This is a genomic window from Calothrix sp. PCC 6303 (assembly GCF_000317435.1).
Classification (GTDB): domain Bacteria; phylum Cyanobacteriota; class Cyanobacteriia; order Cyanobacteriales; family Nostocaceae; genus PCC-6303.
Window position 1 is genome coordinate 2,503,431 of sequence record NC_019751.1, and the last position, 14,861, is coordinate 2,518,291.

Consider the following 14,861-nt stretch of genomic DNA (forward strand, 5'->3'; position numbering starts at 1 on the left):
CGCGCCCCACCCTGCGGGAAGCCGCAAAAGCGTCTACTGCGTTAAAACTCTTTCTTTCTCTCCTCTTCCTCTCATTCCTCCTCAGACGACTGTCCATCCCGCCTACCCAACTCATACACCCCACAACCCATACAAGCCAGAATCCCCATACTAATCGCCCAACTCCGACCCAAACTCAACTCCACACCCCAGTTACAAAAAGCACCAAAAAGAATAAAAGGGACAATACTCAAAAGTGAAGCATAGAAAGCATTCTGAGATTCCCTCGCCTTCCGAGTCCTCTCAAACTCATCCTTACTAGTATAAAGAAAACCCTCAGCAAAATTAAACCAGCGATTCAGCAAATTAGTCACCTGATCACTCGCAGGCGAAAAAGCCAAATATGAAGCTAAAGACCACAAACTCGAACCAGCGATCGCAACCGTATCAACTTCAAAACTGAAAGGCAAAATTTCCGTTAACATAACTTCGACATTGAGCAAAGAATATTATCAAATTGTAAAGTCAAAGTTAACAGTATTTCGGCTCACCCATATAATATTGGCTAACTTTTGGGATACCAAATACCCAGCTTTGAAAACCACCACAAGCGGGAGAGTGTAGCTTTATACCCCAAGTTCCGCCTACGAGCCACTTCATCAAAGTATATTTACTTAGATTCAATCCAAATTATTAACCACGATTTTTCTCCAACAGCAACATCATCATCAAGCTTAATAGAACTTGTGTTTCTTCCTGTTCGCTTAATTTATCCATCGCTTTGATACTAAACTGCCGTGAAAAAAACGAAGGGATTTTTTCTAACCGCATCACAACCGAAGAATCACTGCGGCTAACTAAATATGTAGGATTAAACACAAATCCACTTAACATCCCAACAACTGGAATTTCTTGAAACAGTGCATCAGCGATTTTTACCCAAGGATTTTTCTCTTGAATCGTAAAATTGATATTTTCACCGTCAAATACATCATAACGCGCTCGCCACAACGATTTTAATCCCTGCCGTTTGACTGCACCAATCGAAATCCCATTTTCGTTTGTAAAATCGTAACGTGCCGAAAAATCAATAACCCGATCAGCCTTAATATAGTATAAAGGGCGAGTACGCTCCGCATCAGCGAAAACAGTAATTGCTTCTTTAAGCTTGAAAAGCTTTTGTTTGACGTAAAAAAGTAAATTACCTTGAGTATCGACGATGGAGATTTGGGGAGAAAAAGCCCAAAATTTAAAGGTTAGTTGGAGAGGATACTGCATATTTATAGGGAACCATGAAAAATCTACTTCGTATTATTCCCATTCATTTACTCTAACTAACGTTAAACTGAGCAAAGTTAAAATTTTAAAATGACTTGTTAGAGTTTTTTTGAACTGGACGCATTGCTTCCCTACCCAACACAAACATTCCCGCAACTCCAAGATTCACAAACCAGACATATTCATACCAATAGTGATAGATTTGTTCAGATGCGCTCATCTCTGGATGCAAAGCCTGAAGATAAAGTAACAATATAACCAGCATCAATGCTCCAAAACCCACAAAACTTAAACCAACGTGAATTCGAGCAGTTCGCAAATCAAAATCTGTAATTTCATCCAGATCAATTTTTGCTAGATTTTCCAAAGTATCTTCAGCGATTAAAGACGCTTGATCTAAACCTTGACTTAAGTTTGCTGGTAAAATTGGTGCAAGTACAGAAACCGTTGGACGACGTAATAACGCTTCCGTCTCTCTGAGCAGTTCTAATGGTTTGCGATTGAGAAAATATTTACCAGAATTTTTAGTTGCGTCTTGAGGTTCAACATCCATATGCTCTCTGGAATGGTGATCACGAGTTTGATTATTTATAGTTTAAAGCCAAAAGATGAAATATGGTAACTAGTCATCATGATCTAACCGAAGAATGGCTTTACATCCCCTGCTTCAACGTTTCGTAGGCAGAGGATGTAAAGGGATTCGATAAAACACGTTCCTTTATAGCTAGCATCAAGGTCAACTTAGCTTCTACTTCAATAAATATTCCTTAACAAACATCACTGTTGCATAAAACTGAAAGTCGATATTTTTCTTCTTACTAAATCCGTGTCCTTCATCTTTCGCCATCAAATACCAAACAGGTACATTATTTTTTTGGACTGTTTTGACTATTTGTTCGGCTTCATTCAAAGGAACACGGGGGTCATTTTTCCCATGAATGACAAACAGCGGTTTTCTGATGTTTTGAGCGTTATTCAAAGGGGAAATTTTGAGTTGGAATTCCCGCATTTTCGGATCTCGCTCATCTCCATATTCCACACGTCTTAAATCACGCCGATAACTTTCGGTTTTTTCCAAGAATGTGACAAAGTTGGAGATGCCGACAATATCAATTGCAGCACGGATTTTATCACTATATTTTGTGGCAACTGCCAATGACATATAACCCCCATAACTGCCACCTGTCACCATCACTCGATCTTTATCTAAATCTGCTTGAGTGGCAATCCAATTGAATAACGCATCGATATCTTTAACTGAATCTTCTCGTTTAAAGCCGTTATCCAGTTGAAGGAAGGTTTTTCCATAACCTGTAGAACCACGAACATTGGGGAACAACAAAGCTACACCCAATTCATTTAGGTAATAGTTATTACGTCCTAAAAATCCTGGACGAAATTGTGCTTCTGGACCCCCATGAATGTCAATCATGATAGGGCGTTTACCAGTAAATTTAGCTGGCGGACGATAGAGAAAGCCAGAGATCATTTTGCCATCAAAACTTTTCCAGCGAACCAATTGTGCATCACTAAAATTTGCTGTGTTTAATCCTCCAGTTTCGCTTTGTGTCCAACGCTGAACTTTGTTATCACGAATATTTAAGGAGTAAATATCAGCAGTAGAACGGGCTGAAACCAGGGTAAAACCTAAATCTACATTATTGCGATGCCAAGTAATCCCTAATATTTGTCCTACGGGTAGTTTTGGTAATGGTTTTTCTTTACGGGTGCTGGTGTCGAGAATATGTAAAATACTGGCACCATCTTCATTGCTGATGAAAGCTAGATTTTTCCCATCTTCAGAAAGTTCAAATTCTTCGATATTCCAAGGAATATTTTGAGTCAGAAAACTATATTGCATTGTTGCTAAGTCAACATATGCTAATTGCTGAAACTCAGAACCTTTATCGGTAATAATATATAGCCCCTTACCATCTGTACTAAATGCAGAGCCCCCATAGTAAATCTTCTCTTTACCTATTTTCGGTGTAATGAGTTTTTTGGTACCGGAAGCTACATTTACCAACCAGAGGTTACTTTCATTGGCGGAGATGTATTCTAATACTAATACTTGTGTGTCATCTGGCGACCAATCCAATACTCCCCAACCGCCACCTTTGACTTGCATCAGCAGCTTGTCGCTTTGGGGGTTTTTGGGGTCAATTAGATAAAAATCATTATCTTGACCAGTGCGACGAGTAGATGTATAGATGATTTTGTCACCTTTATTAGACCAAAGTCCACCACTATTTCTCGATTTCCCATCAGTTAATAGGGTAATATCTCCAGTGGCTAAATCATAGCGATAATTTTGGCTAAATTCGTTACCACCAATATCTTTACTGAAGACAAAATAATTACCCTCTGTGGGTTGAAAACTTCCACCAGAAGTGCGTTCTGGGAAAAACGTCAACTGTTGACGATAGGCTAAAGGAGATTTGACTAGATGTATCTGCGGAGTATCTGCAAATCTGGTTGAAATGAGCATTTCTCGCCGCACTGGATGCCAACTTGCCAAGCTTGCAGCTCTAAAATTTGTATAGCGTTCAATTGTTGTAACTAAACTTGTAGGTATTGGGGGAATACCTTGAACAACTAGATTTTCGTTAGGGGTGATAGTGGAAGTTTGAGCTATTACTAGGTGTGAAGGTAGTATCACCACTGCAAAAAGGGTGATAAGGAATCTCGATAAAAATTGCATTTATTGTAAAAACTATGAACACCATATTGTTAGTAAAACATATATGACGAGAGTAGAAGGTGAGAATACCCGTTTACGCATCCCGCATTTATACAACGCCGCAAAGGTGAGATGCTCCCAAAAAATGGGCGAACCAGAAGTTATCATATAAGCATTATGCAAAGTCTTTCTTGAAAGACGAAAAATTTCGCGTCTCTACAAGGGTTCCAGGTGACACATAATTAATTCATGGAGATGTCTAATGATAATAACCTTGGTACCATTGAACAAAGCGTTCGATACCTTCTTCAATACTGGTACTTGGCTTAAATCCAATATCTCGGATTAAATCATCCACATCTGCATATGTAGCAGTCACATCACCTGGTTGCATAGGTAAAAAGTTTTTCTCTGCTTTTTTACCCATTGCCGATTCAATTAGTTGAATAAATCGTAATAATCCAACTGGCTTATTATTACCAATATTATAAATCTTATAGCAAGCGTTGCTGTTAATATTGGCGGACATTTTTTGCGGTGATTTATGGATTAATCGCGCTATCGCTTCAACTACATCATCAATATATGTAAAGTCACGTTGCATTTTGCCATAGTTATATACATCAATTGATTTATTTTGATCGATGGCTTTAGCAAATTTGAAATAAGCCATATCTGGTCTACCCCAGGTACCGTAAACTGTAAAGAAACGCAATCCAGTAATGGGTAAATTATATAAATGGCTGTAGGAATGCGCCATTAGTTCATTGGCTTTTTTAGTCGCTGCGTATAATGAAATTGGATGATCTACATTATCGCTAACTGAGAATGGAACTTTTATATTTGCACCATAAACGGAACTAGAAGATGCAAAAATTAAATGTTTAATTTGATTGTGACGACAAGCTTCAAGGATATTTGTAAATCCAATTAAGTTACTATCAATATATGCTTGGGGGTTTTCTAGTGAGTATCTGACTCCTGCTTGTGCAGCAAGGTGAACAACGCAATCAAATTTCTCCTGTTGAAATAGTTGGGATATTCCTAAGCTATCGATGAGGTCTAAATATTGAAATTTAAAATTAGAATTTAGATTTAATTGGCTTAATCTTGCTTTTTTAAGACTGACATCGTAGTAAGAATTAAGATTGTCAATTCCATAAATTTGCTCACTTTCAAGAAGTAATTCTTCTGCTAAGTGATAACCGATAAAACCTGCAACCCCTGTAATTAAAATTTTCATAAATTACCTCAAGATATTTTGTTTTTTGTAAGTTGTGCTTTAGTAAAAACTGTTGGTGCTGAATCACAACTATCAACTCTAGATGGAATGTCTTTGATTTACGCAAATCTATTTATTTTCACGTACAAATCTTTATTGCTTGGATAATTGGTTTATTTTGTGATGTGGGATAAAATAATATGCTAATTTTATTGGGTTGAATATTTAGCTGTTGTGGATTCGTTTCTAGTTGTAATACTTAAAAATTTCCCACTTTTATCTGCTTGGATTCTTCCTTTTTGAGTAAGTAATGATTCATCACAACAACCTTGATATAATTTCTGTTAGTTGTATGTACTTTGTCCGTGACGCAGGAAAATTAGACGGGTTAAATTTGCGAAGTTTTTGTTGTTGGATATCTAATAACAAGTTACTCTTTATACCTGCACTGAAAAAGAATCTGGGCGATCGCAATTATTTCCTAATGCTGATTGCAATGCATACATCGCTGCATACCTACCACCTTGATACATTAGTTCCTCGTGAGTGCCTTTTTCTAAAACTTCCCCTGCTTCGATATAAACAATTAAGTCAGCATTCTGAACTGCTTTGAGGTTATGGGAAATTGTAAAAGTTGTGCGTCTTTCAGTCAATCGATTCAACGCTTCATTTACCGCATGTTCGTTTTCCTGGTCTAAACCTGTGGTTGGTTCATCTAAAATAACTATGGGTGATTGACGTACCGCAGCACGAGCGATCGCAATTCTTTGTCTTTGTCCTCCCGAAAGTGTTGCCCCCCGTTCTCCTAAAATTGTGTTGTATCCTTGCGGTAATTGCAGAATAAAATCATGGGCATTAGCTAACTTTGCAGCTTGCTCAATTTCTTTGTCTGATGCATTTAAATCACCGTAGGCAATGTTATCTCTTACACTGGCTGCGAATAACACACTTTCCTGTAAAACTACGCTAATTTGCCGACGTAGAGATTGTATTTTATACTCACGTAAATCATGTCCATCGATGAAAATTCCTCCGGTGGTTGGGTCGTAGAGTCGGAGCAATAAGCTTGTCAGTGTTGACTTTCCAGCACCCGAAGCCCCTACCAAAGCCACGCGCTGACCGGGTAAGACTGTAAAGTTAATGTTTTTCAGGATACTTTGTTCGCAATTGTAGGCGAAACTGACGTTTTTAAAATGCATATCCCCGTGAAAACGCGGAGCCTCTTTTGACCAATGAGTGTCCTGTATATCGGGAACAGTATCAAGGATATCAAGAATGCGATCGCCTGATGCAGTCGCTTTGGCAATTTGTCCGACATATTTTGCTAGTAACCGCATGGGTTTAAAGGCAATACGGAAATAATTGACAAATACTAATAAATCACCGGGGGTAATATGATTACCCATCACTAAATGCACACCTCGCCATAGTACCAAAGCGGTGGCAACTCCAACTAAAAGTTCCACCATTCTTTCCATCCCTGCGGCAAGTTTTTGTGCTTTGGTACTTTCTTGAAAACTTTGACGATTTTGGTTTGCAAAGGTATTTTCTAGCATGGACTGAAGAGACAGTGCTTGTACAATTTTAATTGCACCAAGGGATTCTGCTGTCACATCTGCTAATAATCCTTCCCTTTGACGTTGAGATTTGACTATTCCCCGAATTTTTGTTGTTAAACGTGCTGTTGCAAAAATAAATATTGGAAATATCGCTAAAGCAAAAATGGCTAATTCCCAATGTACCCAAAACATGACAATAATCATGCCTAAAATTGTGCAAGAATTAGCGACTAAGGGTAATAAGGACATCACTGTTACTTCTCGCAGTTTAGAAATATCTGAAGTGACACGGGTAATTAAATCACCACTTTTAACTCGATGATGAAAAGATAGGGAAAGATTTTGAATATGGCGATAAAGTTCGGCTCGAATTTCTGTTAAGATGTTACTTGCAGCTAATGACATTCCATATATACTAAAGTAGGCTGCAAAAGCACGTAAAGCAGTTATTATGATTAATGCGATCGCAAGTACAGCAACTAAACTAAATGGGTCTAATCCTTGAAATAAAGGAATTTCTGAGATTTTTTCTTTAAAGTTCGGGACAAGAATATAGTCAAAAATAAATTTGAGCGGCCAAGGTTCTAAGAGGTGAAGAAATATCTCCGCTATTAAAGCAATAAAAGATGTAATTAGTAACTTGTTTTGCTGCTGAATTTGAGGTGAAAAACGCTGCCAAATTCTTACCATTACAGGTAAAGCGTTTTTAATACTTTTGGGTTTTTTCTGTGTCATTTTCTCGGTGTATATGAATCTGAGTTAAGTAAATAATTTTTAAATAAAGATTAATAGAATATACTTCAATTTTTTAGTCTCATGAGCATAGGCTTTGACTATTAGACTGGGATTTGAATTTCAGTCATGGTGAACTTATTCAAGCAAATATTGGCTCTTTTTACTGCATTTTTACTAGGTGCAAGATATAAAGAAACTACTTGTGTATTTAAAGGTTTGTAGTCAGAAATTTAGTCATTATATCTGTTATATTTGAGCAATAAATCGCTGACTACAATTGTAAGTTGCCTTTGCAAAAAAACTATTGACTAGAAACTAATTCCCGTTGTTGAGGATTGGTTTCAGATAGCGATTGATACTGTTGTGGTAGACTTTTCACATAATTATCTGTGATAACTTGATTAATTTTCCGTTCCAGATTAATCGCCCATTTTTCTAACCATAATGGATTCCAACCAAAGGTAATATAATTTAGGAAAGGTATCAAAAAACCTTTGTGTCGTCGATGTCCCATCCGTTGGTAGCGTTTCTCGAAATATCTATCTTTGGTTGCAAGATTCCATTTTTGAGCAAAATGTTCTAAGCTAGCAACTTCCCAAGCATTACTCCAACGCACCATAAAAAACGCTAGTTCGGGTAACTCCCATTTTAAACCAGGTACATAGGTGACAACAGAAGCAGGTTCACAATAAAAACTACCACCAGCATTATTGACAGTCATGCAAAAGTCTATATGTTCACGAGTACTAAGGAATCCTTCATCTAGCAAACCAATTTTTTGGAAAATATCACTTTTAATTAACATACAATGGAATTCTGCAAATTCACATTTTTGACGTTGTAACTGTTCTTTTATTTCTGCTACTTTACGGTTGACAAAGTAATGTTTCTCATGAACTTTGCGTTTAATTCTGCCGTCATCTTTTACATGTTCAACAATATGTGCTTCTCCACCTGCTAAATGCACAACTTCACCAAAGTTTTTGCCAATACAAGTCAAAGGACAAACAACGGTTGCATTTGTTTCTTCTGAACATTGCAACAAAGATTCTAACCAGTTTGGACTCACCAAAACATCATTATCTATAAATAACAGATATTCAGTATCTACATGGGGAATAGCTAAATTGCGTGCTTGATTTGGAGATAGATAATAATCTCTACGAATCAGTCGAAAATCCTTTGCTTGAGATTGTTCTTCTAAATATTTTTGAATTTTTTGAGGAGAATTAGCATCTACATAAATCAACTTGAAAGGTACTGTCGTATGCTCGTAAATACTTTCCAGAGATTCACGGGTAAAACTGAAACGTTCCCGTTGAGATATAACAATAGTTACTTGTGGGTTGTTCATAATTAATGACCAATAATTCCTTGATAGTAATTACGGATTGATACGTGGAGTTAATCAAAGTACCTCAAACAAGAAGTTACAGTATTTCTCTAAGCAAAGAGATAATATCAAAACGAAACTCCTTCTCTTCTCTGCATCTCTACGTGAGATTCATCTCTATCCTGAATCAGCGACACCAAAAGAAACTACACAGCAGTTAGCTGGGGGTGTAATCAACGAATCTGATGATTTCAATACATGTTGATAAATACTCAACCAATTACCCTGTTCAATTTCTGGTGTCAGTTGCTGACATACTTTTTCCTGTGCTGCAACACCAAATTTTTGTCGCAATTCTGGTTTATCAGCTAAATATTTGAAAGCAGCAGCTAATTCTGAACTACTACCAGGATTCACCAACAAACCATTAATATTATCCTCAATTATTTCCCCGATCGCATCCACATTTGTCCCCACAATTGCACAACCTGCTAACATTGCTTCGAGTAAAGCATTGGGGCAACCATCGGTCAGAGAAGGTATGGTAAAGATATCTAGATGTGGTAAATAAGCTAAAGCTTCTTCCCGACTTTTAATCCCTGTAATTCGCAGTTTAGTTCCCAGGGTAGATTGCTGTAATTCATATTCCCAATATAGCTTTTCTTTATCAACAAAGTCACCAACTAATAATAGAGTAATATCAATTTCCTGACTTAGTTTCGTACAAGCATCTAACAGAAACTCAATCCCCTTTTTATCACGAAATCTCCCTGTAGTTCCAATAATTAAACCAGATAATTCATCGAATAAAGCTGGTTTGGGAAGACTTGTAAAATCAATCGGGACAATCGAATTCCAGAAAGCAGAGGATTTTGATTGGATGCTAGGAACGAGAACATGGGCACGTTTTTGTAAATCTCGACTGACAAAAGTAGTCCAAGCGGAAGTTTCTAAAATCCAAGCAATTTGACCGTAATTTTTGGGATTAAAAATATGTTTGTGTAAGTCTGAACCACGCACACTGTTAATTACTGGGATATTATTTTCTTTCGCCAACATTGTGGTGACATAACCAGTTTCCACCAAAAATAATGCATGAAAAAGGTCGAATTTATATTTTTGATGGAGACATTTTAATTGAAAATAAACATCAGCTAAAAAGTCCGTCACTTCTGTTACACCGTCACGAGATGCTGATTTGATTCTATGTACAAATATATTATCTTGTACAGTTGTTTTACAGCTAGCACGACGATAAGTACTTTTTTCTACTAAACGTTGTTTGGAACGAAAAACTGCGACGTGAACTTCATAACCCACCTCTCTCAGCATTTTAGCAATGCGATTTACTGACTCACCAACTCCACCAACATCGGGAGGATATTCTAAGGTTGTGATACAGATTTTTTTGGTCATAATTTTATTTGGTTGTAAGGTAAAGGTAAACAGAAAATTAATTAAACTACTTGTGGTTGGGGAATAAGTTGTTTTAATAGTGAGGTGGTATTTTCTACACCATTAAAATCAAAGTTTATAGTATTATGGTCTTTTCTTAGGTAATTAATTATTTCGTCTGCAAATATTTCCGGCTGTAATTCTTGCGGTTGAATCATTTTTACTACACCTAACTTTTCGAGTTTTTCGGCTCGCATTTGTTGTTCTTGGTCGTCGTTACCTGTAAAGGGTAATATCATGGCTTTTACACCTATTGTCATAATATTTAGAGTGGTGTTATAGCCGGACATGCTAATAGATAAGTCGGCTTTTTGCATATAACTGAGTAAATTTGTGGTGTAGCAGCTAACGCTGATATTTTCGTGATTAGCTGTGAGATTTTGCCAGTTATCTAATTTTTCTGGGGAGATAAATGGTCCTGTAAATACTTGGATGTGGTGGGGAATTTTTTGTGCAAGTATAGGTGCTGATGCTACTACACAATCGATTAATTCATGACCAAATCTTCCACCACCAACACTCACTAAGATAAGTGGATTATCTGATTCAATAATTGCTTGCTCTTCTGAATTTAAAATCGGGTTTATGGGTGGTTTCTGAACAACAAACCCTGTGTAACTAATTTGACATCTTATATCTGCTAAACGTGTAAAAGTTTCTGCCAAGGGATAAAATTTGGGGTCCCCATGAATTAGCAGTAAATCGAAATATTTATTCATCAATTTACAAACTTTTTCTTCATAATCAACACGATTACTTTTGGTAACGACTATATCACGTAAACTCGAAACCACCTTCACTGGTTTTTTGCTTGCTTTTGCCTGTTCGAGTAGGGGAATCAACTCAAATTTAAATTTTCCTCTACCAAAGGGGAATAATTCAATCATGAAAATATCAGGTTGAAATTGATTGAAAATTTCCAAAAGTTTATTTTTGCGAATTTCTTGAACTTCTGCGAGTGTGAATGACGTATCGACTACTTGTAATGATTGAAATTCAGAATCTGTTTTGATTGCGGGTAAATTGATTACTTCAATACCATCAGGAAATGGAAATTCTTGAATTACTTCTCCACCATTAATAAAACAAACTTGAAATTCTGGTATCAAACCACGAACTATTTCCATGCTGCGAACTAAATGACCCATACCTAAAATATGCTGGCAGTAAAACATGAGTTTTTTCATTATTTTTTCCTCTGTGTAATATTCAGGTTTTGCTATTTAAATTATTAATTTTTGTTCTGCAAATGAATCGGAGTCATTAGCTATATATTCTCGGTGATTAATGCGGTTGCTAGATGGTTATTTTTATTGGACTATGAATAAACAAATTGGGGTTGAGGGGGGGGGGTGAATTTATCGACTAAAATATTCCTGACATGGTGTGTAATTCTGGGTAAACCTTCTAAATCAACACTGTGAACTTTATGAGGATTTGCTAACACATGGATTAATTGATTCATCAATATTTCTGGTGTGAGATTATCAGGATGTATAGTTTTAAATAAAGCTTTTTCCTGCATTCTCTGACAACGCATTAACTGTTCTTGAGAAGGCTTGACGCGGGGTATAATGACAGCAGGTTTAGCAGCCGAAAGTATCTCACAAACTGTGTTATAACCACCCATTGACACGACTGCATCTGCGGCTTCTACATAACTCATTAAGTCGTCGGTAAATTCTCCAATTTGTACTTGGGGATTTATTTTTGCAGCTTCTTCAAATCCTTGTTTCTGCTCTGTTGGCATTTCGGGACCGCAAATAATTAAACTTTTGATATAGTCGCTATTCGGTAATATTTTTAGCCCTTGTAGATAATTATTAATTAAATCATAACCATCTTCTCCACCACCAGGAGTTACTAATACTAACTTTTGATTTATTTGTACTTTTAATTCTTGATGAATTTGAGTTTTACTTTTATTTCCTGATGGACGACGGATATAACCACAAAATCTTACCTTCTTTGCTGTTGCTTCCGGTAATTGATACTCTTGACGGAAATCTAAAATATCTGGAGTTCCCACAACTAATAGTGATTCGTAATATTTTTCAATTGCTGCATAGTAACCCTGTTTTTTCCATTCATGGATGGTTTTTTCTGGAGTATCGAGGATATCCCGTAGCAACAATACAAGCTTTGTTTTTGGTAATACTTTATGTAAATAACGAACCGTTGGAATTAACTCATCCTTGATACCGTAAGCTTTTTTATCCACCAAAAATATATCGGGCTGAAAATTAATTGCTGCTGATAAAATCAGGTGCGATCGCAATCTGACTGTATCCTCTATATTCATTTCCAAATACTTGACTGCTATTTCCCCAGTTTCTCCCCGGTTCAAACAGGGAAGTTTAATATAGTCTAGTCCTTTGGGTAAACGAAATCCTTGTAACATCGGTGAACCAGATAGTAACAAAATCGAAAGTCCGGGAATTTCCTGTACCAGATGTTCGCATATAGCTAACATTCTCCGAATATTGCCTAGACCGAATGTATCGTGAGAATATACCATTAGTCTCATCATTAAAAGCCTCAATTTTATTTCTGATTTTAGATTTTGGACTTTGGATTTTAGACTTTGGATTTTAGATTTCGGATTTTAGATTTCGGATTTTAGATTTCGGATTTTAGATTTTGGACAACATCGCAATTACAGAAAATATGTAATCCCAAATTCTGAGAATCTCTAGACGACAGTTTGTAAATTACGTGAATATTAGTTGTTTTCGATAAAATTCTAGTTTTCAAACATATATTTCCGCGATTTGGACGACCAATCCCAACAGAATAAAACCCAGCTTATTCTAAAGTTTGCGGATTTAATAAGTTTCTACCATCGATCATAATTTCTGTCACCATTACATTCGCAAGTTCTCGATAATCAAGTTCGCTAAATACTTGCCAATCTGTCACCAAAAGCAATGCATCACAATCCTTTGCAAGTTATTTTGGGTTATTTGCTAAATTAATATGTGCAAAATGCGGATGGAGATTCTTTTGTGAAATAATTGAGTCATAGGCTTTAACTTTCGCAGCCAAAGGCGTTAGTTCGGAAATCAAATCTAATGAAGGAGCATCACGCATATCATCAGTATCTGGTTTGAAAGTTAACCCCAATAACCTGATCGTTTTACCTTTAAGAATTTTTAATACCTGTTGCAGTTTTTCCAAAGCAGATAAACGCTGATTCTGATTTGTCGAAACTGCCGCTTTTAATAATTGTGCCTCATAACCATAGTCATCAGCAGTATGAATCAGTGCTGATACATCCTTGGGAAAACAAGAAGCACCCCAACCAATCCCAGTTTGCAAAAATTTACTACCAATTCGGGAATCTAAGCAATACCTTTTGCCACTTGCGTTATATCCGCGTCAACGCGATCGCAAATATTCGCTACTTCAATGCGGTCAGGATTGAAAGTATCATATACAGCCGAACCTTCACGCAAAAATTCGGGGTTGCTAACGAGATCAAACCCTGCGATCGCTTGCTGACGTTCCGCAACACCATCGAGATCTAATGCGGGTTCAAATATGGGATACTTCCCAGACTGCATTAATGCAACTTTCTCAGCGTTGTTATCTATGCAAATTACTTGGTGTCCAACCTTCGCTAAACAAGCACCTGTAACTAAGCCGACATATCCTGTACCGATAACACAAACTCCCATGGTGACAAACCTCTCAATACATCAGGGAAGCACTGCGGTTAAATAGTGTTTCCTTTCTTGATACATATCTTCAGGCTTGTACATGAGTTTTGAATGAAATTTTGATGAGAAAGCTATCATGAAAGTATTAGAAGTATGAAGTACTACTGTCTAATGTGATGAAAAAAACTAAAACATCGAGGTAATTCGCAATCTTCCAATACCCAAAGATTGACCCATCTCCAATTTTCCTTCTGGAAAAACCGTCACCTCAAATAAGTAATTCCCGTCGTTTTGAGGATTTTCCCTTACTCCCATCACTAGAGTCAATTTTTGTCCGGATTCAACGGGAGGGTCAAAAGTGACAGATTGACCATTTAGTTCGGGTTTGGTTTCAGTAATCTTAATCTCTTTTCTAGTATTATTTATTGCATAAGCTTTAGTTTGATTAAGATTAAATTTTACTATGTCAAATCCTCCACGCTGAACTATATTTACCTTTCGTAAGGGTCGTGAAGATTTAGGTATATTAATCGTGAAATAGTATTTTGTATTTCTTGCTCTTGCAGTAATTTCACTGGCTCGTACACTAACAAGAGATAAGTAATTTTGGTTTTGGGACTCTGAATTAACTTCTTTATTCTCGTTCGTTAGTGATGCAAAACTTCTAGTGATATCTATTGTTGAAAAAGATACAGCGAATAAAGTTGTGATAATTGGGAGGTGTTTCCAAATAGGATTCATAATTAATTTTGGTATCAGCACTTTCTGGTATGATACTCCCGGCAGCAGGTACAAATTCTGATATCGTTAATTTTCTTGATGCTTAAGCACTATGGATAAAACTTATGATAATTATTCAAGACTTTGAGCCTATTCATTTATACTGTACTTAATGCTAAAGTCTGACTAGAATTTTAAAACATGGGCAGTAAGTAAACTGTGTGAAAACTGAAATAAATAT

At 36.7% G+C, this 14,861-nt stretch carries 11 protein-coding genes and 1 pseudogene; all 12 read right to left on the minus strand.

The annotated features are described in order from the left end of the window. Nucleotides 1-71: 71 nt before the first annotated feature. Complete coding sequence (locus CAL6303_RS10220) at nt 72-464, minus strand: hypothetical protein (RefSeq protein ID WP_015197776.1); 393 nt, start codon at nt 462-464, stop codon at nt 72-74. Nucleotides 465-672: 208 nt separating this feature from the next. Continuing rightward, nucleotides 673-1,257, minus strand: a complete 585-nt coding sequence (locus CAL6303_RS10225) for a hypothetical protein (RefSeq protein ID WP_015197777.1) — start codon at nt 1,255-1,257, stop codon at nt 673-675. An 85-nt stretch (nt 1,258-1,342) separates the two neighbouring features. After that, complete coding sequence (locus CAL6303_RS10230) at nt 1,343-1,810, minus strand: hypothetical protein (protein WP_015197778.1); 468 nt, start codon at nt 1,808-1,810, stop codon at nt 1,343-1,345. A gap of 195 nt (nt 1,811-2,005) precedes the next feature. Then, complete coding sequence (locus CAL6303_RS10235; protein WP_015197779.1) at nt 2,006-3,958, minus strand: S9 family peptidase; 1,953 nt, start codon at nt 3,956-3,958, stop codon at nt 2,006-2,008. Nucleotides 3,959-4,196: 238 nt separating this feature from the next. Beyond that, complete coding sequence (locus tag CAL6303_RS10240) at nt 4,197-5,180, minus strand: NAD-dependent epimerase (protein ID WP_015197780.1); 984 nt, start codon at nt 5,178-5,180, stop codon at nt 4,197-4,199. A 416-nt stretch (nt 5,181-5,596) separates the two neighbouring features. Further along, a complete protein-coding gene (locus CAL6303_RS10245) occupies nt 5,597-7,453 on the minus strand; it encodes an ABC transporter ATP-binding protein (protein WP_015197781.1) in 1,857 nt (618 codons plus the stop codon). A 301-nt stretch (nt 7,454-7,754) separates the two neighbouring features. Continuing rightward, on the minus strand, nt 7,755-8,807 hold the full coding sequence (locus CAL6303_RS10250; protein ID WP_015197782.1) for a glycosyltransferase family 2 protein: 1,053 nt from the start codon (nt 8,805-8,807) through the stop codon (nt 7,755-7,757). 156 nt (nt 8,808-8,963) lie between these two features. Beyond that, nucleotides 8,964-10,202 carry a glycosyltransferase gene (locus tag CAL6303_RS10255; RefSeq protein ID WP_015197783.1) on the minus strand — a complete coding sequence of 413 codons (1,239 nt, stop codon included), beginning with the start codon at nt 10,200-10,202 and terminating at the stop codon, nt 8,964-8,966. Between the two features lie 41 nt (nt 10,203-10,243). Continuing rightward, nucleotides 10,244-11,428 (minus strand): glycosyltransferase family protein, encoded by a 1,185-nt coding sequence (locus tag CAL6303_RS10260; protein ID WP_015197784.1) that lies wholly within the window; start codon nt 11,426-11,428, stop codon nt 10,244-10,246. Nucleotides 11,429-11,559: 131 nt separating this feature from the next. Beyond that, nucleotides 11,560-12,768 (minus strand): glycosyltransferase, encoded by a 1,209-nt coding sequence (locus CAL6303_RS10265; protein ID WP_041739377.1) that lies wholly within the window; start codon nt 12,766-12,768, stop codon nt 11,560-11,562. 278 nt (nt 12,769-13,046) lie between these two features. Further along, nucleotides 13,047-13,918, minus strand: a pseudogene (locus tag CAL6303_RS10270) (UDP-glucose dehydrogenase family protein). 168 nt (nt 13,919-14,086) lie between these two features. Beyond that, nucleotides 14,087-14,641 carry a DUF2808 domain-containing protein gene (locus tag CAL6303_RS28430; RefSeq protein WP_015197786.1) on the minus strand — a complete coding sequence of 185 codons (555 nt, stop codon included), beginning with the start codon at nt 14,639-14,641 and terminating at the stop codon, nt 14,087-14,089. Nucleotides 14,642-14,861: the final 220 nt, after the last annotated feature.